The sequence below is a fragment of the Flavobacterium sp. XS2P24 genome, from assembly GCF_030010285.1.
GTDB lineage: Bacteria > Bacteroidota > Bacteroidia > Flavobacteriales > Flavobacteriaceae > Flavobacterium > Flavobacterium algoritolerans.
This window is the reverse complement of the sequence record NZ_JASCRU010000004.1, coordinates 223,907-249,162: the sequence shown is the minus strand read 5'-3', so window position 1 is coordinate 249,162 and position 25,256 is coordinate 223,907. Positions and strand designations below refer to the sequence as shown.

The following is a 25,256-nucleotide window of genomic DNA, read 5'->3' as shown; positions in this document are numbered from 1 at the left end:
GGATCATCTGGGCTAAGCATCCGTATAAAAAAGCATTTTTAGTTTAAATATGACAAAATAGCATTAAATTGTTTTTGGAGAAGTTTTTGAATTAAAACCAGAATATAAAACTTCTTGCTATTCATGGAAAAGAATTTTAAATTTACCAATTCAGTTATTGGATTACCACTTTTTTTTGTGGTATTCCTGTGGTTTGTTTTTTGGATGGAAATCCGATTTGATTTTGACTTTGTGCAAAACGGTATTTACCCAAGAACTTTTTCAGGTTTACAAGGTGTTTTGTTTAGTCCGTTTATTCATGCTGATATGGAACATCTTTATAATAATTCGATTCCGTTACTAATTTTATTGGCTGCTTTACAATTTTTTTATGCAGAGCAATCGGTAAAAGTTGTTGGATATGGGATTTTAGTTTCGGGATGTATTACTTGGGTTATTGGTAGAGATAATTACCACATAGGGGCAAGCGGATTAATTTATGTTCTCTTTAGTTTTGTTTTTTTTAAAGGCATACAAACAAAATACAATAGATTAGTAGCTTTGTCACTTGCTGTGATAGTCGTGTATGGAGGTTTGGTTTGGTATGTTTTTCCCAGTCCTGAAATTACAGGAAATAAATCTATTTCTTGGGAAGGTCATTTGGGAGGATTGCTCACAGGTTTTTTTCTTTCGTTAGTTTATAAAACTCCTGAATATAAAAAAGTCATTAAATATGATTGGGAACACCCAGATTTTGATCCTTCAGAAGATAAATTTATGCAGCGTTTCGATGTTGATGGAAATTTTGTAAATATCCCAAAAATAGAAGATAATGATGAGCAGCTGGAATTGTCAACATTTTATACTCCCAGTTTTCCAGTAGTTTATGAGATTGTCATAAATGAAAAAAATGAATCAAAACCGGAGTCTTGATTCATTTTTTAGTTTTTATACCCTTTCTTTTGAACGGGCAGGGACGGGATTAGCTTCGCTGTCTTACTGCTTCATATAAAAAAGCTCCACAAGCTACTGATACATTCAGTGAGCCAATAGTTCCAAACATAGGAAGTTTTGCTTTCTCATCAACAATTTTAAGTACTGATGGGTTTACACCTCTATCTTCCGATCCCATAATTATAGCTATAGGTTCGTTTAATGAAATGTCATAAATATTTTGATCTGTTTTCTCAGTAGCTGCTACAGTTTTTATACCACTAGCTTGCAAAAGAAAAATAGCGTCCTTAATGTGTTCTACTTTACAAATTGGAATATTAAATACTGCTCCGGCTGATGTTTTTACAGTATCGCCATTTACAGGTGCCGAACCTGCTTTTTGAACAATGATTCCATTTACTCCGGTACACTCAGCAGTTCTGATAATAGCACCAAAATTACGCGCATCAGATATTTGATCTAAAATCAAAAACAAAGGTTTTTTCCCGTTTTCGATTACTGTTTCTATCAAAGATTCTAAGTCAAAGAATGATATAGGGGAGATGGTAGCCACCGCACCTTGATGATTATTTGGTGTCAATCTATTTAGTTTTTCAACTGGTACATAAGAAAAATTAATATTACCACGCTTCATAACTTTCATCAGGTCTTTCATTAGTTCGCTGCTCGCTTCCTTTTGAATATAGACTTTGTCTACAGTTGCACCCGCTTGTATAGCTTCAATTATTGCTCTAATCCCAAATATTTGATGTTCTTTTTCCATGGCGCAAAGATATAAAAAAAAACCACCCCAAAAAATGGGATGGTTTTTAAAAAAATTAATTAAAATACAGTTTATATAAACAGAGTATTTTACTAGTTATTATTTTTTATTATTCATTCTAGCTTCTTTAATTGCATCTAATACAGTATTTACTGTTTTAAGTGTGGCTACCGTGGTAGGAACGCTATTTTTCAAGGTAAATACACCATTATTAACAACAATAGTAATTACAAATTCAAATTTACTTCCTGCAACTGTTTTTGATGTTGGGGCAAATATAGCTTCTTGCGCAAATGTTCCATTTGACGCTGGATTACCACCACCTCTAAAATAATCTACCGTAATAGGTATAGTAAATTCAGGAGTATTCATTGTGTTAAGTCCGTGAGCGTCCCATATATCATAATAAATATGGTATGTTCCGTTAGGGAATTTTGCAGGCGAAACTGTTAAAATTTCTGGGCATCCAGATGCAGCCGCTTGGTATATTCCTGTGTCATTTAGATCAGCGTCTAATACATAGAAATCCATATCGTATCCAATTCCACAAAGTGTTCTAGCTGTTGTACCATCTACGAATGATTTATTAAAATTAAACTTTAAGTCTAAATTATCAGATAAACCATTAACTATATTAAATGATATAGTAGTTGCAGGAATTGAAGCATTAGATATATTTACATCACCACCTATTTCTAAAACGAAATTTTCAGTTGGTTCAAAAACTAGGTCACTTAAAATACTAATGTTTCCTGTTACAGATGTAGTATACGCTTTAATCAAGAGATGCTCATCAAAATCAAAATCCGTACCTCTAGTTGCTGTTCCAGATTTCAACTTCACATCAACATAAATATCAACTGGTTGGGCATTCGAGATATTAAGTTTATACTGGTACTTCCCCGCTGCTTTTTCATTTACGGTTTGTGTTGCAGCCAATGGAGCAACAAAAGCAACAGTACTCGTAACATTTTGAGCAACTTCAATGGTGCTTTGACCTGTAAGAGCCGGTTCTTCCTGACAACCTACAAAAAGTAGTGCTGTCATTGAAAACACTGAAAGCAAAAATTGTTTAGTTATTTTTTTCATTATCGTTTTTTTTATATTATTCGACTATTCTTTCTAAAGCTTCGTAAAATTCACGTGGTCCAACGGCACCGGAACCGGTATTGTAACCGTATGATCTGTAGATTCTGTCTTTATTAGTAACATCATCTTTGGTTACCGTGTTTTGAGGTCCAGCATATCCACATGCTTTTGTCATTAGACTTAGGTTTTCCACACAGTTAATTAATGGCCAGCCGTTTAACAACTGCACTGCTCCTTTGTAAGTTCCTGGTGTGTGTACAACACCTGCAGGACTAATTGTGAAATAGTGTGTATTTGTAGCTGCTTGAAAAGGGCCAGCATAGTCAACAAATCGGTAAGTTGTAGCATCAACAGATTCAACTACACGAATATCACCATTCCACCCACCGTTACTAACACCTATTCTCCAGTAATTACTGTCAATAACTCTATAAGTTCCTGCAAAACGAGTTCCTACTGCTACTTTAGTAGTTTTTGAGTTAGAATGTACTGTTCCTTCTGTAGTTGTAGTTACATATCTTAAGGTCCAAGCATCTCCAATTTTCAATAAGCTATCGTCCGTTGGTAATGGTTGCCCGCCTACAGTTAGACCAGCTTTTAACTCATTGTAAGTAACTGTAAGATTTATTGTTTGGTTTTGTGGAGCAGCTGCGATATCAATTGTTTTGAACAATACCTCTTGACTTTTTACTCCAGCCACACTTGTGAATGATTTGTAAACTTCAATTTTGCTTGTTCCAACTTCACCTTGAAAAACGGTTACTTTTACTGGATATTTGAAATCGTTACCGTTTCCAACCACGTAGCCTACCAATCCTGAATTTACAGTAATTAAACCACCTGTTTCTGCTCCACCCGTTAGTGCATCACTGTCTTTTTCACATGAAAAAAGACCAGCTAAGACTAAAAGGGCTAAAGAATATAATTTTAATTTTTTCATTTTTATCTTTTTAAATATTATTATTTCATCCACCAAAGACGAGATGTTAACTTATCTCCACCTGTTAATGTTGCAGCTGCTGCTGTATAATTTTCGCGGTTAAGAGAAATCTCCTGTGAGTTATAATATAATCTTGAAGGAATGCTAGTTTGTGCTGCACTTTCAACAGGTGACAAAGCTGGATAGCCTGTTCTTCTCCATTCTGTCCAAGCTTCAAAACCTTGACCAAACAAAGCAAACCAAGTTTGTTCACCAATTTTAACTCTTGCATCAGCCTGGTTTGTAAATTCAATGTTAGGTAGCGCTACATAAGCTGGTGCACTTCCTTCGATTCCATTAAATTTAAAGTTAGCAGTGATACCATTTTTATAATGTACTAATGCAGCTGCATTACCTCCCGAAGCATATCCTTCATTGATTGCTTCAGCCAGTAAAAATTCTGATTGTGCATAAGATAAAATAACTCCAGGTAAAGTTGGATTCAAATAAAAAGTACCTAAAGAAGAGAAGCCGTTATAATTTCCAGAATTTTCCTCGCCTGGTACATTGCCAACATAGAGACCTGCATTATTTTTTTGTGCATATACATTTAGTCTTGGGTCAGATAATCCTTGTAATTTTTTTACTAAAACAGAGCTTACTTTGTATTCAGAACGCGTGCCAAAAATGATAGTTTCATAGATTGGATTTGCGTCAGGTTGAGCAGGCAAATAGGTTAATTGCGCACTGTCAGCATTAGAAGACATTAAATGTCCTGCTGTTACTACTGCTTGAATTTGGGCACTAACATTTTTAGCTTTAGAAATTCTCATTAAAGCTTTTAACTTTAATGAATTAGCTAATTTTCTCCATTTTGAAGCATCTCCAGCATATACTAAATCAGAAGTAGCTGGAATGTTACCTTTGCCATTTGCCAATAGTGCATCTGCTCGAGTCAACATGTCTAGTATACCATCGTAAACAACTTCCTGACTGTCATAAGCCGGTTTTAAATTACCAACTTGGTTAAATTCCTTAAATGGAATTGGACCATATAGATCAGTCAAAATTTGAAAGCCGTTTGCTTGAAGCACTAATGAAATTCCTTTAAGGTTACTATTACCTTCAGTATCTGCCAATGTATACATTGATTGCGCATCGGCTATAACAGAGGCGTATAAATTACTCCATACACCATCTATAGAACCTCTTCTAGGAATATATCTTTCTTCATCATTATATTGCACCTTAGATACGTGCTGAGCCCAACACATACCCATGTCTCCTCCTTGTTGCATACCATAAATAGTATTCTGGTTGATGCGAACAATGTTTCCCAATAACAAATGCGCAGGAACTGCAACAGCACTATTTGGATCGGTATTTACTACTTCGAAGTCTTTATCACAACTTGCACTCGAAAGTGCAATCAATGCAATAAATAAAATTGATATTTTTTTCATGATTTTTAATTATTAGATTTAAAATTTAACTGATAAGTTAAACCCATAAGACCTTGCTGAAGGTATTTGACCAAATTCCATACCTTGATTAGCGTTACTACTACTAAACCCAGTTTCTGGATCAATATGCGGAGCCGCTTTGTATAAAATCGCTAAGTTTCTTGCTACTACAGAAAATTTAAAGTCTGTGATTGCTGTGCCATTAAACCATTGTTTTGGGAATGTGTACCCTAAAGACATTTGTCTTAATTTAACATACGTTGCATCAAAAATAGCACTCTCTTCGATTGTATTTCCATATGCAGATTGATTAAATGATTTTGCGCTTACAACTACATTATTTGGAACGTATCCACCTGCACCGTCAGCCATAACTCCATTACCTACAAGACCAGTCTCACGACCGATTAAAGACTCTTCTAATGTACCTGCGTATCTACCCCATGCATAAGTCATAGAATGAACGTCACCGCCAACTTTGGCGTCAATTAATGTAGTCAAATCAAAATTTTTGTACTTCATAGTAAAATTAGCACCACCTGTCCAATCTGGAGTGATGTTACCTAATACTTTTTTATCTGTTTCTATGACAGGTATTCCATTATCATAAATAACATTTCCGTTTGGATCTTTTGAAAATCCTCTACCAACAAGAGCGCCATAAGGTAAGCCTTCTCTAGCTTCCAATGTAATTCCCCATTGTTGACCTAAGATATAAGTATCTAATCCACCAAGAGAAGTTACTGTGTTTTCATTTTTAGCAAAGTTTAAATCGATGTCAAAACTAAAATCCTTAGATTTCAAAGCTGTAACACCTAATTGTAGCTCAATACCTTTGTTTTCCATTGAGGCAATATTGTCCCAAACGCTTGTGAATCCTGTTGATGCTGAAACTTGAATTGGTACTAACAAATCAGAACTCTTTTTTGTGTAGTAAGTACCTGCAAAACGCAATCTGTTTTTGAAAGCATTTAAATCTATACCAAATTCTGTACCAATAACTGTTTCAGGTTTTAGGTTTGGATTAAATTGAGTATTTGGCGTAGAAGCCTGATTTCCCCAACCGTTATTTTGAAGGTTATATGTAGAATTTAGATTATATGCTCCCAAAGCTCCTGTACCTCCTACTTTAGACCATCCACCACGTAATTTGATATAATTAACAGCAGATCCAGTTGTATTTAAAATTTCAGATAGTACTAGAGATCCTGATACTGCTGGATAGAAAAATGAATTGTTTTTTACTGGTAATACACTTGCCCAGTCATTTCTTCCTGAAAAGTCAACGTAGAAAAAGTTTTTGTAAGACACTTGACCAAAACCATACATAGATCCAATTCTTACTTCGTTATAGGTGTTTCCAAATATAGGTGTAGTTCCTGATTTGATATTAGCTAAATTGTAAAAATTAGGTAATTCCAAGGCAGTTATTGCTCCAAATGTTTGAGTAGATTTTCTTCTCATGTGATTGGCACCAAAATTTACTGTGAACGCAATGTCTTCAGTAATTTTGTTGTTGTACCCTAAAAGCATTTCTGTGTTTATTTCAGAATATCTTAATGAATTCTGATCGTAAGATCCATCAGGCGCGCTATTAGATCCTATTGCTTGTCTACCTGTAGTAAGCTGAGAGAATTGGTCTAATGACATTTTACCAGTTGCTGTAAAGTTTTTAGCAAGTTCATAGGTCAAAAATGCTGAACCAGTTATTCTGTCTTTGTCAAATGTATTTCTATTAGTCGCTAAAACCCAGTATGGATTATTTTGAAAATTAGTGTTCCAGTTAACTGGTGTTCCTTCTGCAGGAGTTCCTTCTGCAGCTAATGGTAAATTGTTGAAATCTCTTAGGTCACGGAAATTAACATTTCTAGCAGACCAGATGAACTGTTGTGCCACATTCTCGTTATCGTATCCTCCTGTTGGTAGATTATTACTTTTGTCATTAAAGTACATTAATGAAATACCTGATTTTAGTTTTTCACCAATTTTTAAGTTACCGTTTATGCTAGCAGTGAATTTTTTGAAATCAGTATGAGGTAACATTCCTTTTTCATCAGAATTACCAATAGACATTCTAAAATTTGCCTCTTCAGTTCCGGAAGATAATGATAAGTTATTAGATGTTGATACAGCAGTTTGATAAAAATCTCTTACATTATTTGCATGAGATACCCATGGTAATGGTGCTCCTCCAACTTTGTATGAATCCCATTGAACAAAAGATAAACCCTTGTCTAAAGCAGGACCCCAACTTTCATCAACACCATCATTATATCCTCCGCCAGCACCGTCAACAAATTCAAAATAATCTGAAGTTCCACCCTGACCGTATGAATTTTGATAGTTTGGCACTATTAAAGGGTTTGAAAAAGTGGTGTTTGTGTTAAACGATATGATACTTTTTCCTTTTCCTGTTTTTCCTGATTTTGTTGTTATGATAATTACACCATTACTTGCTCTAAGACCATATAATGCAGCAGCATTTGGTCCTTTTAGAACAGTCATAGACTCAATATCATCAGGGCTAATACTGGCTACACCATTAGGTAAATCACGTCCACCATTAGCGTTTGCATTACCAGCTGATGAATTATCAAATGGCACACCATCTACAACGAATAAAGCTTGGTTGTTTCCAGTAATCGAAGAGTTTCCTCTTAACACAACTCTTGAAGATGCTCCAACTGCTCCTGAACTATTTGTTACTTGAACTCCGGCAATTTTACCACTTAAGGCGTTTACCAAGTTACTTTCTCTTGCTTCAGTAAGAGCTTCTCCTTTGACACTTTGAGCTGCATAACCTATCGCTTTTTCAGATTTTTTAATCCCTAAAGCTGTTACAACAACTCCTTCTAGTTCTAATGCGTCACTCGCTAATTTAATATTAACATTTGCAGAACTTGCTACTCTTTCTTGGGTTTTCATCCCAATGTAGCTAAAAATCAAGACTTGGCTTGATGTTGCTTTGATTGAATATTTTCCGTCAAAATCAGTTTGTGTTCCAGTTTTAGTTCCTTTTACTAATACACTCACACCTGGTAAAGGCAATCCTGCATTATCAGAAACTACACCTGAAACAGCTCTTTCTTGCGCGAAGGTTAGTTGCGCCATAAGTACTACTAATAGTACTAAGATTCCATTGAACTTTAGTTTCATTTTTAAAAATTTTGAATTAGTGAGACAAAACTCTTAATAATTTGTTAACTTTCCTAATAAATGAAACGCTATTTTTTGTTGTAATTAAAATTTAACATTATAACAAATATGAATCATTGTGTTATAAATTTCAATTTGTTGGTTTTGGGTGCTGCCATTTGCTATAGCAAGTCTTAGTAAACCGTTTTTTGTTTGTAGTCCAAATCCAAGTCCGATGCCTAGAAGTTTTTTAGTATTGTCTACTTGTTCTATACCTGATTTGTTCTTGTAGATGCTGTAATCTAGTATTGAATGTATATATAAGTCGGTAGAAAGTAAGTGTCTGTATTCTGTAAGAATTGAGGTTGTGAAATATCCTTCTAGACTGTTTTCTGTAAAGCCTCTTATGCTGTTGAATCCTCCGAAACGAAAAAGTTCATTTGTAAGATATCGATCGCTTTTTAAATAATAATTCTGACTATTTAAATGTATTATATTCTTTTTGTTTAAGGTTAGGTTTTGTGTTGCTTGAATATTTAAAAAAAATTGATTGCTCTTGGTAGTGTTTTCTGGTTTATTATAAATCTCTCGTTTTCCGATTCCAGCTGTTATTGAAAAAATTGATTTTATGGGAAAGTTAAAATTGGTTAAATCTAATTTGGTGTAATTAAAACTGGATGTTAAAAAGGAATTGTTGAAATCGCTTATCGAAGTGCTAATTGAGTTTTGAATGTCGCTTGATTCTGTAGCTTGGTATCCTATATAAAAACGTGTATTGTAGTTTGTAAAGTAGCTTAAATCAATTGCTGTTTTTGTATTTTGAAAAGTGCTGTCTTGTCTGAATAATTGAATTTGTGCTTTTAATCCTGCTGGAGTTTTAAATATATAAGGTAGTTCAATGTTAGCATTAAATGTTTTTTTGTCGTTTCCGTCACTTTTCCAATAAACGGATAATTGTTCGCCAGAGCCTAAAATATTTTCTAGCTTTACGTCTAAATAACCATTTAGAGTTGTTTTTTTATTTTCGTTATTTGAAAATCCAATAAAACCATCAAAAGTGTTGGATTTTTTTTTCTCAAGATATACGAAAACTTTTGTTGTGTCTTTTGTGAATAAAATTTCGGGATATTTTACTTGGTTGGTAAATCCGAATTTCTCAAAATCATTATAGATTTGGTCTACTATTTTTTGATTAAAAACACTGTTCTTGTATTTTCTGTTGATTTGTGCTAAATGCCCACTGGGGAATTTATTTGATCGGTTATTTTCTGTATAATTTATTATTATGGAGTTTAGTGTTCTTTTTTGTTCTGAATCTAGTTTTAAATCAGCGTAAATTTCGGTATCGATTCTTTTAATGTTAATCAGTTTTAATCTTGCTAATGCAAATCCGTTTTGCTCTAATTTTTGAACAGCTTCTTTTAAAAAAGAATTAATTTTTGTGTAGGGTAGCGTTAGAGTGTCTTTTTTGCTTAGATCTGATAAGTTGTTGAATAGATTATTTGTACCTATATATATATGTATAGATTTTATTTTTTTTCCTAACTCAAAATTCGCAACGTAACTAGAGTCTTCTTTTTTAGTAAGTTCTAAAGTAGTGTTGTCTATATAGCCTATTTCGGATAGTTTTTCTGAAAGTTTGTGTATTTCTTCGCTAATGGATTTCGTGTTTTTGTGTTCTGTGTTGTATTTGAGTGAATCTATAGTTTTTGTTTCTAATGAATTGCTTCCGGTTATCAATAATCGAAAATTTTGCGCAGAAGAATTAAGGCAGAAATTCAGAAAGAATAGTAAAATAAAGGTGGATTTCAAATGAGTATGTATTTTTAATAAAAGTAACGCAAATATCTATTGTTTGTGATAAAAATCAAATGATAAAATAATCTTATTGAAAATTAATGAATTAACGTTTGTAGAGTAAAAAATATTTTCTACATTTGCAACCCCGTAAAAAGCGGGAATTTAATATAATAAGAAATTTTTAGTATTAATTATGCCAACAATTCAACAATTAGTAAGAACAGGAAGAACTCAGATAACTAAGAAGAGTAAATCGGTTGCTTTAGATTCTTGTCCTCAAAGAAGAGGGGTTTGTACGCGTGTTTACACTACAACACCAAAAAAACCAAACTCTGCAATGCGTAAAGTAGCGCGTGTACGTTTGACAAATGGTAACGAAGTGAATGCTTACATCCCTGGTGAAGGACACAATTTACAAGAGCACTCGATAGTATTAGTTAGGGGTGGAAGGGTAAAAGATTTACCAGGAGTTAGATATCACATCGTTCGTGGTGCGCTTGATACGTCAGGAGTAGCAGGAAGAACGCAAAGAAGATCTAAGTACGGAGCAAAACGCCCAAAAGAAGCAAAAAAGTAATTTAAAAAGTTATTTCTTGTAGAGATGTGATTCGTCACAACTGTATGGGTATGACATTTTATTAAAAAAAAGACATGAGAAAAAGAGCGGCAAAGAAAAGACCACTTTTACCAGATCCAAGGTTTAATGACCAACTGGTAACACGTTTTGTGAACAACTTAATGTGGGATGGAAAAAAATCGACAGCGTTTAAAGTATTTTATGATGCAATTGACATCATTGAGTCTAAAAAACAAGATGCAGAGAAACCGTCATTAGAAATTTGGAAAGATGCGTTAACTAATGTTATGCCTCACGTAGAAGTACGTAGTCGTAGAGTTGGTGGAGCTACATTTCAAATTCCAATGCAAATTAGACCAGACAGAAAAATTTCTATGGCAATGAAATGGTTGATTCTTTATTCAAGAAGAAGAAACGAAAAATCAATGGCTCAGAGATTGGCTTCAGAATGTTTAGCTGCGGCTAAAGAAGAAGGAGCTGCTGTTAAGAAAAGAATGGATACTCACAAGATGGCAGAAGCTAATAAAGCATTCTCTCACTTTAGATTTTAATTCTTAAGAAATGGCTAGAGAACTTAAATATACAAGAAACATAGGAATTGCTGCTCACATTGATGCTGGTAAAACAACAACAACGGAGCGTATATTATTCTATACTGGAAAATCACACAAAATTGGTGAAGTACACGATGGTGCTGCAACAATGGACTGGATGGCACAAGAGCAAGAAAGAGGTATTACCATTACTTCTGCTGCTACAACTTGTGAATGGAATTTCCCAACTACTCAGGGTAAAGTTTTACCTGAAACATTGCCTTATCACTTTAATATTATTGATACACCGGGACACGTTGACTTTACAGTTGAAGTAAACCGTTCTTTGCGTGTGCTTGATGGTTTGGTTTTCTTGTTTAGTGCTGTTGATGGTGTTGAGCCACAATCAGAAACTAACTGGAGATTAGCAGATCAATACAGAGTGCCACGTATTGGTTTCGTTAATAAAATGGATAGACAAGGATCTAACTTTTTGATGGTATGTCAACAAGTAAGAGATATGTTGAAATCAAATGCAGTTGCGATCACCTTGCCAATTGGTGAAGAAAATGATTTCAAAGGTGTTGTGGATTTAGTAAGAAATCAGGCTATTGTTTGGGATGAAGAAGGTTTGGGGGCAACTTACGAGATTGTGCCTATTCCAGAAGATATGCTTGAAGAAGTTAAAGAATACAGGTCGATTCTTATAGAGGCAGTTGCTGATTATGATGAGACTTTGCTTGAAAAATTCATGGAAGATGAAAGCTCTATTACAGAGGAAGAAATCAACATAGCATTAAGAGCAGCTGTAATGGATATGGCTATCATTCCTATGATTGCTGGTTCTTCTTTTAAAAACAAAGGAGTTCAATTCATGTTAGACGCGGTATGTAAATATTTGCCATCTCCAATGGATAAAGAAGGTATCGAAGGGATTCATCCTGATGATGCTGAATTGTTAGAAGAAGATCAAACTAAAATTTTGCGTAAGCCAGATGTTAAAGAGCCTTTTGCCGCTTTAGCGTTTAAAATTGCTACTGACCCATTTGTAGGTCGTTTAGCTTTCTTCCGTGCTTATTCAGGACGCTTGGATGCGGGTTCTTATGTTCTGAACACTCGTTCAGGAAACAAAGAAAGAATTTCTCGTATCTACCAAATGCATGCCAACAAGCAAAACCCAATCGATTATATCGAAGCAGGTGATATTGGAGCGGCAGTTGGATTTAAAGATATTAAAACTGGAGATACATTGTGTGATGAAAAGAACCCAATCATTCTTGAGTCAATGAAATTTCCAGCACCAGTAATTGGTATTGCTATTGAGCCTAAAACTAAGGCTGACGTAGATAAAATGGGTATGGCTTTGGCTAAATTAGCTGAAGAAGATCCTACTTTTACAGTTAGAACTGATGAGGCTTCAGGTCAAACTATTATTTCCGGTATGGGTGAGCTTCACTTAGATATCTTGGTTGATAGAATGAAACGTGAATTCAAAGTTGAAGTAAACCAAGGTGAGCCTCAAGTTGAATACAAAGAAGCATTTACAAAGTCTGCTCAACACAGAGAAACTTACAAGAAACAATCTGGGGGTCGTGGTAAATTCGGAGATATCGTATTTAGACTAGAACCTGCAGATGAAGTTGACGGTAAAGCTCCAGTTGGATTGCAGTTTGTAAATGCAGTAAAAGGTGGTAACGTTCCTAAAGAATATATTCCATCAGTTGAAAAAGGTTTTAGAGAAGCTATGAAAACAGGTCCTTTAGCAGGATACCAAGTAGATAGTTTGAAAGTAACTTTATTAGACGGATCTTTCCACCCGGTGGATTCTGATGCACTTTCTTTTGAGCTTGCAGCAAGAATGGGGTATAGAGAGGTAGCTAAAGCAGCTGGTGCTGTTATATTAGAGCCAATCATGAAAATGGAAGTGATTACACCAGAAGAAAACATGGGAGATATCGTAGGTGATATCAACCGTCGTAGAGGTCAGGTGAATGATATGGGTGATAGAGCTGGTGCTAAAACTATTAAGGCAGATGTGCCATTATCTGAAATGTTTGGATACGTTACTACGTTAAGAACGCTTTCTTCAGGTAGAGCAACATCTACTATGGAATTTTCACACTACTCTGAAACGCCTTCTAATATTTCAGAAGCAGTTATCAAAAAAGCAAAAGGAAACGCATAATCTTTAAGAAAATGAGTCAAAAAATCAGAATAAAATTAAAATCTTACGATCACATGTTAGTAGACAAGTCTGCTGAGAAGATTGTAAAAACTGTAAAAAGTACCGGTGCAGTTGTTACAGGACCAATTCCATTACCAACACACAAAAAACTTTTTACAGTACTACGTTCTCCACACGTTAACAAAAAAGCGAGAGAGCAATTTGAAGTAATGTCATACAAGAGATTAATTGATATTTATTCATCTTCATCAAAAACTATTGATGCTTTGATGAAACTTGAATTGCCTAGCGGTGTTGAAGTAGAGATCAAAGTTTAAATAGCTTACTAGTAAGAAAGGAACGCTGTTTTTAAGCGAAAAATATTTTTTGGTTTGTGTGTAAATAAGTTATACATTTGCACCCACTTAAAAAAATAGGATTCGGTTAAAAGCTGCGTTCTATATTAATAATTAATAATTAATATTTATGTCTGGGTTAATTGGTAGAAAAATCGGCATGACTAGCATTTTCGACGAGAACGGGAAGAATATTCCTTGTACAGTAATCGAAGCTGGACCATGTGTTGTTACCCAAGTCAGAACCAAAGGTGTTGACGGGTACGAAGCGTTGCAACTTGGTTTCGATGACAAAAACGAGAAACATTCCACAAAAGCGGCTTTAGGTCACTTTAAAAAAGCGGGAACTGTAGCTAAGAAAAAAGTCGTTGAATTCCAAGATTTCGCAACAGAGCAAAAATTAGGAGATCTTATTGATGTTTCTATTTTTTCTGAAGGAGAATTTGTAGATGTACAAGGTGTATCTAAAGGTAAAGGTTTTCAAGGGGTTGTAAAACGTCACGGTTTTGGTGGTGTTGGTCAAGCAACCCACGGTCAACACAACCGTTTAAGAGCGCCAGGTTCTGTAGGAGCTTCTTCTTATCCATCTAGAGTATTCAAAGGAATGCGTATGGCTGGAAGAATGGGAGGAGACAATGTAAAAGTTCAAAACCTTAGAGTTTTAAAAGTAGTGGCTGATAAGAACCTACTTGTTATTAAAGGATGTGTTCCTGGTCATAACAACTCTTATGTAATCATTCAGAAGTAATGGAAGCAAAAGTATTAGATTTCAACGGAAAAGATACTGGAAGAAAAGTTCAACTTTCTGATTCAGTATTTGGTATAGAACCAAACAATCACGCAGTATACCTTGATGTTAAGCAATATCTTGCTAATCAAAGACAAGGAACGCACAAAGCTAAAGAAAGAGCTGAAGTAGCGGGAAGTACTCGTAAGATTAAAAAACAAAAAGGAACTGGTACTGCTCGTGCGGGTAGTGCAAAGAATCCATTGTTTAAAGGTGGTGGAACAGTTTTCGGACCAAGACCAAGAAGTTATTCATTCAAATTGAATAAAAGCTTGAAACGTTTGGCTAGAAAATCTGCTTTCTCAATTAAAGCAAAAGAGTCGAACATTATCGTTCTTGAAGACTTTAATTTTGAAACTCCAAACACTAAAAATTTCATCAACGTTTTGAAAGCTTTAGAGTTAGAGAATAAAAAATCCCTGTTTGTGTTGGGTGATACAAATAAAAATGTATATTTGTCGTCACGCAATTTAAAGGGCTCTAGCGTAGTAAGTAGCTTAGAATTAAGTACTTACGCTATGTTAAACGCTAATAATTTAGTGCTTTTAGAGAGTTCTTTGGAGATAATTGAAGAAAATTTAAGTAAATAATAGGATATGAGCATCATAATTAAGCCTATAGTAACGGAAAAAGTAACCAAAGAAAGTGAAGTTTTAAACCGCTTCGGATTCGTTGTTGACAAAAAAGCAAACAAAGTGCAAATTAAGAAAGCTGTTGAAGCTGCTTACGGAGTAACTATTTTGAGTGTTAACACGATGAACGTAAGACCGGATAGAACTACTAAATACACTAAAAGTGGTTTAATCAGTGGAAAGACGAATGCAATTAAAAAAGCAATTGTTCAAGTACAAGAAGGAGAAACAATTGATTTTTACAACAATATCTAAGATAAAATGTCAGTAAGAAAATTAAAACCTATTACCCCAGGTCAGCGATTTAGAGTTGTGAATGGTTATGACGCCATTACAACTGATAAGCCGGAACGCTCTTTGATAGCGCCGATAAAAAACTCTGGTGGTAGAAATAGTCAAGGAAAGATGACCATGCGTTATACGGGTGGTGGTCACAAGCAGAGATATCGTATCATTGATTTTAAACGTACTAAAGAAGGAATTCCTGCTACGGTTAAATCAATTGAATATGATCCAAATCGTACTGCATTTATCGCTTTGTTGGCGTATGCTGATGGAGAGAAAACGTATGTTATTGCTCAAAACGGATTGAAAGTTGGTCAGAAATTAGTTTCTGGTCCAGAATCTCAACCTGAAATTGGTAATACTTTACCTTTAAGTAGAGTTCCACTTGGAACTGTGATTTCTTGTATCGAATTGAGACCAGGACAAGGAGCTGTAATTGCTCGTTCTGCTGGAACATTTGCTCAATTAATGGCAAGAGATGGAAAATATGCTACAATTAAAATGCCTTCTGGGGAAACAAGATTAATCTTGTTGACTTGTTCGGCTACAATTGGAGCGGTTTCTAATTCAGACCACCAATTAGTTGTATCTGGTAAAGCAGGTAGAACAAGATGGTTAGGAAGAAGACCTAGAACAAGACCTGTTGCAATGAACCCTGTCGATCACCCAATGGGTGGTGGTGAAGGACGTTCTTCTGGTGGACATCCACGTTCAAGAAATGGAATACCAGCTAAAGGTTATAGAACTCGTTCTAAGAAAAACCCGAGTAACAAGTATATCGTAGAACGTAGAAAGAAATAATAAGATATGGCACGTTCATTAAAAAAAGGACCTTTCGTTCATTATAAGTTAGACAAGAAAGTTCAAGAAAACATCGCAGGTGGAAATAAAGGAGTGGTTAAGACATGGTCTAGAGCTTCTATGATTACTCCAGACTTTGTTGGGCAAACTATCGCAGTTCATAACGGTCGTCAATTTGTACCAGTTTACGTAACAGAAAACATGGTAGGTCACAAATTAGGAGAATTTTCACCAACTAGATCTTTTAGAGGTCATGCTGGAGCAAAAAATAAAGGTAAAAAATAAGAAGCAATGGGAGTTCGTAAAAGAGAAACAGCAGATGCAAGAAAAGAGGCTAACAAGTCATTGGCTTTTGCAAAGTTAAATAACTGCCCTACTTCACCTAGAAAAATGCGCTTAGTAGCAGATCTAGTAAGAGGTCAGAAGGTAGAAAGAGCACTTAACATCTTAAGATTCAGTTCTAAAGAAGCTTCAAGAAAATTAGAAAAATTGGTTTTATCAGTAATTGCCAACTGGCAAGCTAAAAACCCTGAAGCTAATATGGAAGAAGCTGGTTTATTTGTTAAGGAGATCCGTGTTGATGGTGGAATGATGTTGAAAAGACTTCGTCCAGCACCACAAGGAAGAGCACACAGAATAAGAAAACGTTCTAATCACGTAACAATCGTGCTTGGAGCTATCAATAACACACAAAGCAATTCTTAAGCAGCATGGGACAAAAGACAAATCCAATTGGAAATAGACTTGGTATCATCAGAGGGTGGGACTCAAACTGGTATGGTGGAAATGATTACGGTGATAAACTTGCCGAAGATCACAAAATCAGAAAGTATATCCACGCTCGTTTATCAAAAGCTAGTGTATCAAAAGTAATCATTGAGAGAACTTTGAAACTTGTAACCGTTACTATCACTACTGCAAGACCTGGTATTATTATTGGGAAAGGTGGACAAGAGGTAGACAAGTTGAAAGAGGAACTTAAGAAAATTACTGACAAAGAGGTTCAAATCAACATCTTTGAAATTAAAAGACCTGAACTTGACGCGTATCTAGTTGCTACAAGCATCTGTCGTCAAATCGAAAGCAGAATTTCTTACAGACGTGCAATCAAAATGGCTATTGCTGCTTCTATGCGTATGAACGCAGAAGGTATCAAAGTTTTGATTTCTGGTCGTTTGAATGGTGCAGAGATGGCGCGTTCAGAAGGTTTCAAAGAAGGTAGAATTCCTCTATCAACTTTCAGAGCTGATATTGATTATGCTTTGGCTGAAGCTCATACTACTTATGGTAGAATGGGTATCAAAGTATGGATCATGAAAGGTGAAGTTTATGGAAAGAGAGATCTTTCTCCACTTGCCGGAATGGACAAAAAACAATCTGGTGCTGGTGGTAAAGGTGGTGATTCTCCTAGAGGAGACAGAAAACCTTTTAATAAAGGTGGAAAACCAGACGCTCGTAAACGAAAGTAAATTTTTAAACTAAAGAAAAATGTTACAGCCTAAAAGAACAAAATACCGTAAGGTACAAAAAGGTAAAATGAAAGGGAACTCTCAAAGAGGACATGAACTTTCTAATGGAATGTTTGGTATTAAATCTGTACATGAAGATGGAATGTTCTTAACCTCTCGTCAAATCGAAGCTGCACGTATTGCTGCAACTCGTTTTATGAAAAGAGAAGGACAATTATGGATCAAAATATTTCCAGACAAACCTATCACTAAGAAACCTCTTGAGGTGCGTATGGGTAAAGGTAAAGGTGCCGTTGAATATTGGGCAGCTGTTGTTAAACCCGGAAGAATTATGTTTGAAGTTGGAGGAGTACCTTTGTCAGTTGCAAAAGAGGCGTTACGTCTTGCAGCTCAAAAGCTTCCAGTAAAAACTAAATTCGTCGTTGCTAGAGATTTCGAAGCATAATCTATATTATATTATGAAACAATCAGAAATAAAAGATCTTTCTGCAGCGGAGTTGCAAGAAAAACTTAGCCAGACTAAGAAGGCATATGCCGACCTAAAAATGGCTCACGCTATTTCTCCAATTGAGAACCCACTTCAAATTAGAAGTGTAAGAAGAACAGTTGCAAGATTAGCTACGGAACTTACTAAAAGAGAGTTGCAATAATTGTAATCTGCTGAAAGATGGAAGAAAAAAGAAATTTAAGAAAAGAAAGAGTTGGTGTTGTAACTTCAGACAAAATGGACAAGTCTATTGTTGTTGCTGAAGTACGTAAAGTAAAACACCCATTATACGGTAAGTTCGTGTTGAAAACTAAAAAGTATCACGCACACGACGAAAAGAACGACTGTAACATTGGAGATACTGTAAGGATTAGCGAAACGCGTCCTATGAGTAAAACAAAATGTTGGAGGTTAGTTGAAATCCTAGAAAGAGCTAAATAATTATGGTACAACAAGAATCAAGACTAAAAGTAGCAGATAACACTGGAGCAAAGGAAGTTTTAACTATCCGTGTTTTAGGAGGTACCAAAAGAAGGTATGCCTCTGTTGGTGACAAGATTGTAGTTTCTATCAAAGATACTGCTCCTAACGGAAGCGTTAAAAAAGGAGCTGTTTCAACTGCAGTTGTTGTACGTACCAAAAAAGAAGTAAGAAGAGCCGATGGTTCATACATTAGATTTGATGACAACGCATGTGTGTTATTAAATGCTGCTGGTGAAATGAGAGGAACTCGTGTTTTTGGTCCGGTAGCAAGAGAACTTCGTGAAAAACAATTCATGAAAATTGTATCATTAGCACCAGAAGTGCTTTAATTCGTTTTTAAGATGATAAAGCTAAAAATAAAATCAGGTGACATCGTAAGAGTAATTGCTGGAGACCATAAAGGTGCTGAAGGTAAAGTTTTACGTGTTTACCGTGAGAAAAACAAAGCGATAGTTGAAGGTGTAAACATGGTTTCAAAACATACGAAACCAAGCGCGAAAAGCCCTCAAGGTGGTATCGTAAAGAAAGAAGCTTCTATACAAATATCTAATATATCTTTAATTGATCCTAAAACTAAGGAAACAACTAGAGTTGGTATTAGAGTAGAAGGAGATAAGAAAGTAAGATTTTCAAAAAAATCTAATCAAGTACTATAGTAATGGCGTATATACCTAGACTAAAAGAAGAATATAAGAGCAGAGTAATTGCTGCTCTTAAAGAGGAATTCGGATACGTAAACGTAATGCAAGTTCCAAAATTGGAAAAAATCGTTTTAAGTAAAGGAGTTGGTGCAGCTGTATCTGATAAAAAACTAATTGACTATGCAGTTGATGAGTTAACAAAGATCACTGGACAGAAAGCAGTATCTACAATCTCAAAGAAAGACGTTGCGTCATTCAAATTGAGAAAAGGGATGCCTATTGGAGCAAAAGTTACTTTGCGTGGAGAAAGAATGTATGAGTTTTTAGATAGACTTATTACTTCTGCTTTACCACGTGTTAGAGATTTTAGCGGAATTAAAGCTACTGGTTTTGACGGAAGAGGTAATTACAACCTTGGTGTTTTGGAGCAAATCATTTTCCCAGAAATTGATATTGACAAAGTAAACAAAATATCAGGAATGGATATATCTTTTGTTACTTCTGCAAAAACTGATAAAGAAGCAAAATCACTATTGGCTGAATTAGGTTTACCTTTTAAAAAGAATTAAGATATGGCTAAAGAATCAATGAAAGCCCGTGAGGTTAAGAGAGAAAAAACTGTAGCAAAGTATGCTGAGAAAAGAAAAGCTTTGTTAGAAGCTGGAGATTTCGTAGGTTTGCAAAAATTACCGAAAAATGCTTCTCCAGTTCGTTTGCACAATCGTTGCAAATTGACAGGTAGACCAAGAGGATATATGCGTCAATTTGGTATTTCACGTGTAACATTTCGTGAAATGGCAAATAACGGATTAATCCCAGGTGTTAAAAAAGCATCTTGGTAGACTGTAACTTAGTTACGTCAATACAAACACATTTATAAATTGGTTAAAGGTTCATAGGATGAGTATCCTATGAAAACCATAACCGCAAATTAATACACATGTATACAGATCCTATTGCAGATTATTTGACAAGAGTTCGTAACGCTGTGGCTGCAAACCACAAAGTTGTTGAAATTCCTGCATCTAATCTAAAAAAAGAAATAACTAAGATCTTATTTGATCAAGGTTACATCTTGAGTTACAAATTTGAGGACAACGCTGTTCAGGGTTCAATCAAAATCGCTTTGAAGTATGATAAAGATACTAAAGAGTCTGTAATTAAAGATATCCAAAGAATTAGTAAACCAGGTTTACGTAAGTATTCAGGTTCTTCATCAATTCCTAGAATCCTTAACGGATTAGGAATTGCTATTGTTTCTACATCAAAAGGTTTGATGACAGGAAAACAAGCCAAACAGTTAAATGTTGGTGGTGAAGTAATTTGTTACGTTTACTAATCATTAAAATAGTAGAAGATGTCAAGAATAGGTAAAAATCCGGTTGTAATCCCTGCTGGTGTAACTGTTGAAGTTGCAAATGGTATTATTACAGTAAAAGGAAAAAATGGTCAACTTACACAGGAGTTTTCGGACGTTACTGTAACGGTTGAAGACGGTCAAGTTCAAGTTGATAGATCGTCTGATCACAAAGACCAAAGAGCAAAACACGGTTTATATAGATCTTTAATCAATAACATGATTATTGGTGTAAACGAAGGTTTTACTAAATCTTTAGAGTTGGTAGGAGTTGGTTACAGAGCTTCAAATCAAGGACAAAAGTTAGATTTAGCTCTTGGATATTCTCATAATATTGTTTTAGAAATTGCTCCAGAAGTAACTTTAGAAACAATATCTGAAAAAGGTAAAAATCCAATTGTTAAATTAACATCATTTGACAAACAACTTTTAGGTCAAGTAGCTGCGAAAATCAGAGGTTTCCGTAAGCCTGAGCCGTACAAAGGAAAAGGTGTTAAATTTGTAGGTGAAGTATTAAGAAGAAAAGCAGGTAAATCAGCTTAAAAAATAAGATTATGTCATTAACAAAACCTGAAAGAAGACAACGAATTAGATTCAGAATTAGAAAAACAATTAGTGGTACTGCTACTAATCCAAGACTATCTGTATTTAGAAGTAACAAAGAAATTTACGCTCAACTTATTGATGACGTAAACGGAGTTACTTTATTGGCAGCTTCTTCAAGAGAAAAAGAAATAGGTAACGGTACGAACATTGAAGTTGCTACAGCGGTTGGAAAACTAGTTGCTGAAAAAGCTTTAAAAGCTGGGATAGACGTAGTGACTTTCGATAGAGGAGGTTATTTATATCACGGTCGTATTAAATCATTAGCGGAAGGCGCAAGAGCGGCTGGACTTAAATTCTAATATAGTATGTCTAATAGTAAATACAAGAATGTAGAGTTAGTAAAACCAAGTGGTCTTGAATTAAAAGATCGTTTGGTAAGTGTAAATCGTGTTACTAAGGTTACAAAGGGAGGTAGAGCTTTTGGTTTTTCTGCTATTGTAGTTGTAGGTGATGAAAATGGAGTGGTTGGACACGGATTAGGAAAATCTAAAGACGTTTCTGAAGCAATTGCGAAAGCAGTAGAAGATGCTAAGAAAAATTTAGTAAAAATTCCTTTGAATGGTCAATCAGTTCCTCACGAACAAAAAGGTAAATTTGGTGGTGCACGTGTATTTTTAATTCCTGCCTCTCATGGTACAGGAGTTATTGCTGGTGGAGCTGTTCGTTCAGTTCTTGAATCAGTAGGAATTCATGATGTATTATCTAAATCTCAAGGATCTTCAAATCCTCACAATGTAGTAAAAGCAACTTTTGATGCTTTATTACAAATGAGAAGCGCTTATACTGTTGCAAAACAAAGAGGTGTTTCTTTAGAAAAAGTTTTTAAAGGTTAATTCAAGGAAATTATGGCTAAATTATTAGTAAAACAAGTTAGAAGCAAAATCAACTGTCCTCTTACTCAAAAAAGAGGATTAGAAGCTTTAGGTCTACGTAAAATGGGACAAGTTGTAGAGCATGATTCAAACCCTACAATCCTTGGGATGATAAATAAAGTTAAACACTTAGTTTCTGTTGAAGAAACTAAATAACAAATACTGTTATGAATTTAAGTAACTTACAACCTGCTGAAGGTTCTACACACAATCAAAATAAAAGATTAGGTAGAGGAGAAGGTTCTGGAAAAGGTGGTACTTCTGCAAGAGGTCACAAAGGAGCAAAATCTCGTTCTGGTTATTCTAAAAAGATTGGTTTTGAAGGTGGGCAAATGCCACTTCAAAGACGTGTGCCTAAGTTTGGTTTTACAAACATCAATCGTAAAGATTACGAAGGTGTAAATCTTGATACACTTCAACTTTTGGTTGACAATGGTGTTATTAAAGATACTGTTGATATGACAGTTTATGTTGCTAATCGTTTAGCTACTAAAAATGAAATCGTTAAGATTTTAGGTAGAGGTGAATTGACAGCAAAATTAAAAGTAACCGCTCACAAATTTACTGCTACTGCAAAAGCTGCTATTGAAGCTGCTGGTGGAGAAGCTGTAACAATGTAATTTTTCAATTAATATGAAGAAATTTATTGAATCAATAAGTAATGTTTGGAAAATCGAAGAACTGAAAAATAGAATCCTAATAACATTGGGTTTGCTTTTAGTTTATCGTTTTGGGGCTCAAGTAACCCTGCCAGGTATTGATGCTACACAGTTAGGTAATTTAGCTGGGCAAACTAAAGAAGGAATTGGTTCAATTCTTGACATGTTTACTGGAGGTGCATTCTCTCAAGCTTCTGTTTTTGCTTTGGGGATTATGCCTTATATTTCTGCTTCAATTGTTGTTCAGTTAATGGGAATTGCGATTCCTTATTTGCAAAAACTTCAAAGTGACGGAGAAAGCGGTAGAAAAAAGATTAATCAAATTACTCGTTGGTTGACAATAGGAATTACTTTAGTTCAAGGTCCAACTTATATCTATAATTTATATAGAACATTACCTAGTAATGCATTTTTATTGGGATTCAATTCATTTGAATTCTTGTTTTCTTCAGTAGTTATTTTAGTTACAGGGACAATTTTTGCCATGTGGTTAGGAGAAAAAATTACTGATAAAGGAATTGGAAATGGTATTTCTTTGTTAATCATGGTTGGAATTTTGGCTAGATTACCTCAGGCTTTTATTCAAGAGTTTACAACAAGAGTTACCAATAATAATGGTGGACCAATGTTGTTAGTTATTGAAATTATCATTTGGTTATTAGTTATCATTTGTTGTGTGTTATTGGTTATGGCGATCAGGAAGATTCCTGTTCAATATGCACGTCGTACAACATCAGGTGATTTTGAACAAGACATGTTGGGTGGAAACAGACAATGGATTCCTTTGAAGCTTAATGCTTCTGGGGTTATGCCAATAATTTTTGCGCAAGCAATTATGTTTATTCCAGCAGCCTTAGCAGGTTTGTCTAAATCAGATGCATCACAATCAATCGTTGGCGCTTTTAGTAATATGTTTGGATTTTGGTATAACTTTGTATTTGCAACTTTAATAATTGTATTTACTTTCTTTTATACTGCAATCACAGTTCCTACTAACAAAATGTCTGATGATTTAAAGAGAAGTGGTGGTTTTATTCCAGGTATCAGACCAGGAGTTGAAACTTCTGATTATCTTGACAAAGTGATGTCCTTGATAACTTTTCCAGGATCTTTATTTCTTGCTTTGATAGCTGTGTTCCCAGCAATTGTTGTGAGTCTTATGGATGTTCAACAATCTTGGGCAATGTTTTTTGGAGGTACTTCATTAATAATTATGGTTGGAGTTGCCATAGACACAATGCAGCAAATTAATTCATACTTGTTGAATAAACATTATGATGGTTTGATGAAAAGTGGTAAAAATAGAAAAGCAGTAGCTTAACTTATGGCAAAACAATCAGCAATAGAACAAGACGGATCAATCATTGAGGCATTGTCAAATGCAATGTTCCGTGTAGAGTTAGAAAATGGACATATTGTAATCGCACATATATCTGGAAAAATGCGTATGCATTACATCAAATTATTACCTGGTGATAAAGTGAAACTAGAAATGAGCCCTTACGATTTGTCAAAGGCAAGAATTACTTATAGATATTAAAGGATATTCAAAATGAAAGTTAGAGCTTCAGTAAAAAAGAGAAGTCCCGAGTGCAAAATTGTGCGAAGAAAAGGGAGATTGTACGTAATAAACAAAAAGAATCCTAGATTTAAACAAAGACAAGGATAGTTATGGCAAGAATAGCAGGGGTAGATATCCCAAAAAATAAGAGAGGTGTTATAGCACTTACCTATATCTTCGGATTAGGAAAAAGTAGAGCTGTTGAGATTTTAGAAAAAGCTCAAGTTAGCCAAGATAAAAAAGTTCAAGATTGGAATGATGACGAGATCGGAGCAATTCGTGAGGCGGTATCAACTTTTAAAATTGAAGGAGAATTACGTTCTGAAGTTTCTTTAAACATCAAACGTTTAATGGATATTGGATGTTATAGAGGTATCCGTCATAGAACTGGTCTTCCATTAAGAGGACAAAGAACTAAAAACAACTCTAGAACAAGAAAAGGTAAGAGAAAAACTGTTGCCAACAAGAAAAAAGCAACTAAATAATAAGTAATATGGCTAAAGCAACTGCAAAAAAACGTAAAGTTATCGTTGAATCAACGGGAGAAGCTCATATTTCTGCTACTTTTAACAATATCATCATTTCTTTGACAAACAAAAAAGGTGAAGTTATTTCTTGGTCTTCAGCTGGTAAAATGGGTTTTAGAGGTTCTAAAAAGAACACTCCATACGCAGCCCAAATGGCAGCAGAAGATTGTAGTAAAGTAGCTCTTGAAGCTGGACTTAAAAAAGTAAAAGTTTATGTAAAAGGACCAGGAAACGGACGTGAGTCTGCTATTCGTTCTTTGCATAACGGTGGAATTGAAGTTACAGAGATTATCGATGTTACTCCAATGCCTCACAATGGATGTCGTCCTCCTAAAAGACGTAGAGTTTAGTACTCAA

36 protein-coding genes are annotated in these 25,256 nt (G+C 35.0%); 30 read left to right on the top strand and 6 right to left on the bottom strand.

Annotation, left to right across the window (positions count from 1 at the left end; translation table 11 throughout):
* The first annotated feature begins 123 nt into the window (after positions 1–123).
* A complete protein-coding gene (locus tag QLS31_RS05615; protein ID WP_282743047.1) occupies positions 124–912 on the top strand; it encodes a rhomboid family intramembrane serine protease in 789 nt (262 codons plus the stop codon).
* Positions 913–961: 49 nt separating this feature from the next.
* Here QLS31_RS05615 and rlmB read toward each other — a convergent pair whose 3' ends face one another.
* The 6 genes from rlmB to QLS31_RS05585 form a co-directional block, all read right to left on the bottom strand.
* Positions 962–1,696 (bottom strand): 23S rRNA (guanosine(2251)-2'-O)-methyltransferase RlmB, encoded by a 735-nt coding sequence (gene rlmB, locus QLS31_RS05610; RefSeq protein ID WP_114753114.1) that lies wholly within the window; start codon positions 1,694–1,696, stop codon positions 962–964.
* Between the two features lie 99 nt (positions 1,697–1,795).
* Positions 1,796–2,785 carry a Calx-beta domain-containing protein gene (locus QLS31_RS05605; protein WP_282743046.1) on the bottom strand — a complete coding sequence of 330 codons (990 nt, stop codon included), beginning with the start codon at positions 2,783–2,785 and terminating at the stop codon, positions 1,796–1,798.
* A gap of 16 nt (positions 2,786–2,801) precedes the next feature.
* Complete coding sequence (locus QLS31_RS05600) at positions 2,802–3,725, bottom strand: hypothetical protein (protein ID WP_282743045.1); 924 nt, start codon at positions 3,723–3,725, stop codon at positions 2,802–2,804.
* A 20-nt stretch (positions 3,726–3,745) separates the two neighbouring features.
* Positions 3,746–5,167, bottom strand: a complete 1,422-nt coding sequence (locus tag QLS31_RS05595; protein WP_282743044.1) for a SusD/RagB family nutrient-binding outer membrane lipoprotein — start codon at positions 5,165–5,167, stop codon at positions 3,746–3,748.
* Positions 5,168–5,185: 18 nt separating this feature from the next.
* On the bottom strand, positions 5,186–8,323 hold the full coding sequence (locus QLS31_RS05590) for a SusC/RagA family TonB-linked outer membrane protein (RefSeq protein WP_282743043.1): 3,138 nt from the start codon (positions 8,321–8,323) through the stop codon (positions 5,186–5,188).
* Between the two features lie 84 nt (positions 8,324–8,407).
* Positions 8,408–10,042, bottom strand: a complete 1,635-nt coding sequence (locus QLS31_RS05585) for a hypothetical protein (protein ID WP_282743042.1) — start codon at positions 10,040–10,042, stop codon at positions 8,408–8,410.
* A 253-nt stretch (positions 10,043–10,295) separates the two neighbouring features.
* Between QLS31_RS05585 and rpsL the strand changes: the two genes are divergently transcribed.
* The 29 genes from rpsL to rpsK all read left to right on the top strand — a co-directional run bounded on the left by rpsL (position 10,296) and on the right by rpsK (position 25,249).
* The gene (gene rpsL, locus QLS31_RS05580) at positions 10,296–10,679 is read left to right on the top strand and encodes a 30S ribosomal protein S12 (RefSeq protein WP_007136570.1); all 384 of its coding nucleotides are present in this window, start codon (positions 10,296–10,298) and stop codon (positions 10,677–10,679) included.
* Between the two features lie 74 nt (positions 10,680–10,753).
* Positions 10,754–11,230 carry a 30S ribosomal protein S7 gene (gene rpsG, locus QLS31_RS05575; RefSeq protein WP_035668130.1) on the top strand — a complete coding sequence of 159 codons (477 nt, stop codon included), beginning with the start codon at positions 10,754–10,756 and terminating at the stop codon, positions 11,228–11,230.
* A gap of 10 nt (positions 11,231–11,240) precedes the next feature.
* Positions 11,241–13,397 carry an elongation factor G gene (gene fusA, locus QLS31_RS05570; RefSeq protein WP_282743041.1) on the top strand — a complete coding sequence of 719 codons (2,157 nt, stop codon included), beginning with the start codon at positions 11,241–11,243 and terminating at the stop codon, positions 13,395–13,397.
* 11 nt (positions 13,398–13,408) lie between these two features.
* A complete protein-coding gene (gene rpsJ / locus QLS31_RS05565) occupies positions 13,409–13,714 on the top strand; it encodes a 30S ribosomal protein S10 (protein WP_011963470.1) in 306 nt (101 codons plus the stop codon).
* 148 nt (positions 13,715–13,862) lie between these two features.
* A complete protein-coding gene (gene rplC / locus QLS31_RS05560) occupies positions 13,863–14,480 on the top strand; it encodes a 50S ribosomal protein L3 (protein ID WP_099713444.1) in 618 nt (205 codons plus the stop codon).
* On the top strand, positions 14,480–15,109 hold the full coding sequence (gene rplD / locus QLS31_RS05555) for a 50S ribosomal protein L4 (protein WP_282743040.1): 630 nt from the start codon (positions 14,480–14,482) through the stop codon (positions 15,107–15,109). Before rplC ends, rplD begins: the two co-directional genes overlap by 1 nt.
* Positions 15,110–15,115: 6 nt before the next feature.
* Positions 15,116–15,406: a 50S ribosomal protein L23 gene (gene rplW, locus QLS31_RS05550; RefSeq protein WP_035668124.1), complete on the top strand. Its 291-nt coding sequence runs from the start codon at positions 15,116–15,118 to the stop codon at positions 15,404–15,406.
* 6 nt (positions 15,407–15,412) lie between these two features.
* Complete coding sequence (gene rplB, locus QLS31_RS05545; RefSeq protein ID WP_035668122.1) at positions 15,413–16,237, top strand: 50S ribosomal protein L2; 825 nt, start codon at positions 15,413–15,415, stop codon at positions 16,235–16,237.
* 6 nt (positions 16,238–16,243) lie between these two features.
* Complete coding sequence (gene rpsS / locus QLS31_RS05540) at positions 16,244–16,522, top strand: 30S ribosomal protein S19 (RefSeq protein ID WP_007136562.1); 279 nt, start codon at positions 16,244–16,246, stop codon at positions 16,520–16,522.
* Between the two features lie 6 nt (positions 16,523–16,528).
* Positions 16,529–16,942 carry a 50S ribosomal protein L22 gene (gene rplV, locus QLS31_RS05535; protein ID WP_035668120.1) on the top strand — a complete coding sequence of 138 codons (414 nt, stop codon included), beginning with the start codon at positions 16,529–16,531 and terminating at the stop codon, positions 16,940–16,942.
* Positions 16,943–16,947: 5 nt separating this feature from the next.
* Positions 16,948–17,706: a 30S ribosomal protein S3 gene (rpsC, locus tag QLS31_RS05530; protein ID WP_035668118.1), complete on the top strand. Its 759-nt coding sequence runs from the start codon at positions 16,948–16,950 to the stop codon at positions 17,704–17,706.
* 19 nt (positions 17,707–17,725) lie between these two features.
* Positions 17,726–18,151, top strand: coding sequence for a 50S ribosomal protein L16 (gene rplP / locus QLS31_RS05525; protein WP_007803637.1), 426 nt, complete (start codon positions 17,726–17,728; stop codon positions 18,149–18,151).
* A 13-nt stretch (positions 18,152–18,164) separates the two neighbouring features.
* Positions 18,165–18,356, top strand: coding sequence for a 50S ribosomal protein L29 (gene rpmC / locus QLS31_RS05520; RefSeq protein WP_035668115.1), 192 nt, complete (start codon positions 18,165–18,167; stop codon positions 18,354–18,356).
* Positions 18,357–18,373: 17 nt separating this feature from the next.
* Entirely contained in the window at positions 18,374–18,634 is a 261-nt protein-coding gene (gene rpsQ, locus QLS31_RS05515; RefSeq protein WP_039110222.1) for a 30S ribosomal protein S17, read from the top strand.
* A gap of 2 nt (positions 18,635–18,636) precedes the next feature.
* Positions 18,637–19,005: a 50S ribosomal protein L14 gene (gene rplN, locus QLS31_RS05510; RefSeq protein WP_026717863.1), complete on the top strand. Its 369-nt coding sequence runs from the start codon at positions 18,637–18,639 to the stop codon at positions 19,003–19,005.
* Between the two features lie 12 nt (positions 19,006–19,017).
* A complete protein-coding gene (gene rplX / locus QLS31_RS05505; protein WP_035668111.1) occupies positions 19,018–19,332 on the top strand; it encodes a 50S ribosomal protein L24 in 315 nt (104 codons plus the stop codon).
* Between the two features lie 2 nt (positions 19,333–19,334).
* Entirely contained in the window at positions 19,335–19,886 is a 552-nt protein-coding gene (gene rplE, locus QLS31_RS05500; protein ID WP_099713443.1) for a 50S ribosomal protein L5, read from the top strand.
* Positions 19,887–19,889: 3 nt separating this feature from the next.
* On the top strand, positions 19,890–20,159 hold the full coding sequence (rpsN, locus tag QLS31_RS05495; RefSeq protein WP_026707007.1) for a 30S ribosomal protein S14: 270 nt from the start codon (positions 19,890–19,892) through the stop codon (positions 20,157–20,159).
* A gap of 98 nt (positions 20,160–20,257) precedes the next feature.
* Positions 20,258–20,656 carry a 30S ribosomal protein S8 gene (gene rpsH / locus QLS31_RS05490; protein WP_099713442.1) on the top strand — a complete coding sequence of 133 codons (399 nt, stop codon included), beginning with the start codon at positions 20,258–20,260 and terminating at the stop codon, positions 20,654–20,656.
* An 18-nt stretch (positions 20,657–20,674) separates the two neighbouring features.
* Positions 20,675–21,217, top strand: coding sequence for a 50S ribosomal protein L6 (rplF, locus tag QLS31_RS05485; RefSeq protein ID WP_099713441.1), 543 nt, complete (start codon positions 20,675–20,677; stop codon positions 21,215–21,217).
* Positions 21,218–21,228: 11 nt separating this feature from the next.
* Complete coding sequence (gene rplR / locus QLS31_RS05480; RefSeq protein ID WP_039110219.1) at positions 21,229–21,579, top strand: 50S ribosomal protein L18; 351 nt, start codon at positions 21,229–21,231, stop codon at positions 21,577–21,579.
* 6 nt (positions 21,580–21,585) lie between these two features.
* A complete protein-coding gene (gene rpsE / locus QLS31_RS05475; protein WP_035668102.1) occupies positions 21,586–22,113 on the top strand; it encodes a 30S ribosomal protein S5 in 528 nt (175 codons plus the stop codon).
* Between the two features lie 12 nt (positions 22,114–22,125).
* Entirely contained in the window at positions 22,126–22,308 is a 183-nt protein-coding gene (gene rpmD, locus QLS31_RS05470) for a 50S ribosomal protein L30 (protein ID WP_035668100.1), read from the top strand.
* Positions 22,309–22,319: 11 nt separating this feature from the next.
* The gene (gene rplO / locus QLS31_RS05465; RefSeq protein WP_066081007.1) at positions 22,320–22,772 is read left to right on the top strand and encodes a 50S ribosomal protein L15; all 453 of its coding nucleotides are present in this window, start codon (positions 22,320–22,322) and stop codon (positions 22,770–22,772) included.
* 13 nt (positions 22,773–22,785) lie between these two features.
* Complete coding sequence (gene secY / locus QLS31_RS05460; RefSeq protein ID WP_099713440.1) at positions 22,786–24,132, top strand: preprotein translocase subunit SecY; 1,347 nt, start codon at positions 22,786–22,788, stop codon at positions 24,130–24,132.
* Between the two features lie 3 nt (positions 24,133–24,135).
* On the top strand, positions 24,136–24,351 hold the full coding sequence (gene infA, locus QLS31_RS05455; protein WP_007136545.1) for a translation initiation factor IF-1: 216 nt from the start codon (positions 24,136–24,138) through the stop codon (positions 24,349–24,351).
* 12 nt (positions 24,352–24,363) lie between these two features.
* Complete coding sequence (gene ykgO, locus QLS31_RS05450) at positions 24,364–24,480, top strand: type B 50S ribosomal protein L36 (protein WP_008992256.1); 117 nt, start codon at positions 24,364–24,366, stop codon at positions 24,478–24,480.
* Positions 24,481–24,482: 2 nt separating this feature from the next.
* A complete protein-coding gene (rpsM, locus tag QLS31_RS05445; protein WP_091203660.1) occupies positions 24,483–24,857 on the top strand; it encodes a 30S ribosomal protein S13 in 375 nt (124 codons plus the stop codon).
* 8 nt (positions 24,858–24,865) lie between these two features.
* On the top strand, positions 24,866–25,249 hold the full coding sequence (gene rpsK / locus QLS31_RS05440) for a 30S ribosomal protein S11 (protein WP_024981527.1): 384 nt from the start codon (positions 24,866–24,868) through the stop codon (positions 25,247–25,249).
* Positions 25,250–25,256: the final 7 nt, after the last annotated feature.

What these genes read in the sequence shown, in the direction of transcription:
- rplW (WP_035668124.1), top strand. Translation starts at nt 15,116, where the DNA reads ATGAGCATCATAATTAAGCCTATAGTAACGGAAAAAGTAACCAAAGAA.
- rpmD (WP_035668100.1), top strand. Translation starts at nt 22,126, where the DNA reads ATGGCTAAATTATTAGTAAAACAAGTTAGAAGCAAAATCAACTGTCCT.
- rplX (WP_035668111.1), top strand. Translation starts at nt 19,018, where the DNA reads ATGATAAAGCTAAAAATAAAATCAGGTGACATCGTAAGAGTAATTGCT.
- rlmB (WP_114753114.1), bottom strand. Translation starts at nt 1,696, where the DNA reads ATGGAAAAAGAACATCAAATATTTGGGATTAGAGCAATAATTGAAGCT.
- rplP (WP_007803637.1), top strand. Translation starts at nt 17,726, where the DNA reads ATGTTACAGCCTAAAAGAACAAAATACCGTAAGGTACAAAAAGGTAAA.
- rplR (WP_039110219.1), top strand. Translation starts at nt 21,229, where the DNA reads ATGTCATTAACAAAACCTGAAAGAAGACAACGAATTAGATTCAGAATT.
- rpsH (WP_099713442.1), top strand. Translation starts at nt 20,258, where the DNA reads ATGTATACAGATCCTATTGCAGATTATTTGACAAGAGTTCGTAACGCT.
- rplD (WP_282743040.1), top strand. Translation starts at nt 14,480, where the DNA reads ATGGAAGCAAAAGTATTAGATTTCAACGGAAAAGATACTGGAAGAAAA.
- rpsS (WP_007136562.1), top strand. Translation starts at nt 16,244, where the DNA reads ATGGCACGTTCATTAAAAAAAGGACCTTTCGTTCATTATAAGTTAGAC.
- rpsQ (WP_039110222.1), top strand. Translation starts at nt 18,374, where the DNA reads ATGGAAGAAAAAAGAAATTTAAGAAAAGAAAGAGTTGGTGTTGTAACT.
- QLS31_RS05595 (WP_282743044.1), bottom strand. Translation starts at nt 5,167, where the DNA reads ATGAAAAAAATATCAATTTTATTTATTGCATTGATTGCACTTTCGAGT.
- secY (WP_099713440.1), top strand. Translation starts at nt 22,786, where the DNA reads ATGAAGAAATTTATTGAATCAATAAGTAATGTTTGGAAAATCGAAGAA.
- rpsJ (WP_011963470.1), top strand. Translation starts at nt 13,409, where the DNA reads ATGAGTCAAAAAATCAGAATAAAATTAAAATCTTACGATCACATGTTA.
- rpsL (WP_007136570.1), top strand. Translation starts at nt 10,296, where the DNA reads ATGCCAACAATTCAACAATTAGTAAGAACAGGAAGAACTCAGATAACT.
- infA (WP_007136545.1), top strand. Translation starts at nt 24,136, where the DNA reads ATGGCAAAACAATCAGCAATAGAACAAGACGGATCAATCATTGAGGCA.
- rplN (WP_026717863.1), top strand. Translation starts at nt 18,637, where the DNA reads ATGGTACAACAAGAATCAAGACTAAAAGTAGCAGATAACACTGGAGCA.
- rpsM (WP_091203660.1), top strand. Translation starts at nt 24,483, where the DNA reads ATGGCAAGAATAGCAGGGGTAGATATCCCAAAAAATAAGAGAGGTGTT.
- ykgO (WP_008992256.1), top strand. Translation starts at nt 24,364, where the DNA reads ATGAAAGTTAGAGCTTCAGTAAAAAAGAGAAGTCCCGAGTGCAAAATT.
- rplO (WP_066081007.1), top strand. Translation starts at nt 22,320, where the DNA reads ATGAATTTAAGTAACTTACAACCTGCTGAAGGTTCTACACACAATCAA.
- rplF (WP_099713441.1), top strand. Translation starts at nt 20,675, where the DNA reads ATGTCAAGAATAGGTAAAAATCCGGTTGTAATCCCTGCTGGTGTAACT.
- rpsE (WP_035668102.1), top strand. Translation starts at nt 21,586, where the DNA reads ATGTCTAATAGTAAATACAAGAATGTAGAGTTAGTAAAACCAAGTGGT.
- rpsG (WP_035668130.1), top strand. Translation starts at nt 10,754, where the DNA reads ATGAGAAAAAGAGCGGCAAAGAAAAGACCACTTTTACCAGATCCAAGG.
- rplC (WP_099713444.1), top strand. Translation starts at nt 13,863, where the DNA reads ATGTCTGGGTTAATTGGTAGAAAAATCGGCATGACTAGCATTTTCGAC.
- rplB (WP_035668122.1), top strand. Translation starts at nt 15,413, where the DNA reads ATGTCAGTAAGAAAATTAAAACCTATTACCCCAGGTCAGCGATTTAGA.
- rpsN (WP_026707007.1), top strand. Translation starts at nt 19,890, where the DNA reads ATGGCTAAAGAATCAATGAAAGCCCGTGAGGTTAAGAGAGAAAAAACT.
- rpsC (WP_035668118.1), top strand. Translation starts at nt 16,948, where the DNA reads ATGGGACAAAAGACAAATCCAATTGGAAATAGACTTGGTATCATCAGA.
- QLS31_RS05590 (WP_282743043.1), bottom strand. Translation starts at nt 8,323, where the DNA reads ATGAAACTAAAGTTCAATGGAATCTTAGTACTATTAGTAGTACTTATG.
- rplE (WP_099713443.1), top strand. Translation starts at nt 19,335, where the DNA reads ATGGCGTATATACCTAGACTAAAAGAAGAATATAAGAGCAGAGTAATT.
- rpmC (WP_035668115.1), top strand. Translation starts at nt 18,165, where the DNA reads ATGAAACAATCAGAAATAAAAGATCTTTCTGCAGCGGAGTTGCAAGAA.
- fusA (WP_282743041.1), top strand. Translation starts at nt 11,241, where the DNA reads ATGGCTAGAGAACTTAAATATACAAGAAACATAGGAATTGCTGCTCAC.
- rpsK (WP_024981527.1), top strand. Translation starts at nt 24,866, where the DNA reads ATGGCTAAAGCAACTGCAAAAAAACGTAAAGTTATCGTTGAATCAACG.
- rplV (WP_035668120.1), top strand. Translation starts at nt 16,529, where the DNA reads ATGGGAGTTCGTAAAAGAGAAACAGCAGATGCAAGAAAAGAGGCTAAC.
- QLS31_RS05605 (WP_282743046.1), bottom strand. Translation starts at nt 2,785, where the DNA reads ATGAAAAAAATAACTAAACAATTTTTGCTTTCAGTGTTTTCAATGACA.
- QLS31_RS05615 (WP_282743047.1), top strand. Translation starts at nt 124, where the DNA reads ATGGAAAAGAATTTTAAATTTACCAATTCAGTTATTGGATTACCACTT.
- QLS31_RS05600 (WP_282743045.1), bottom strand. Translation starts at nt 3,725, where the DNA reads ATGAAAAAATTAAAATTATATTCTTTAGCCCTTTTAGTCTTAGCTGGT.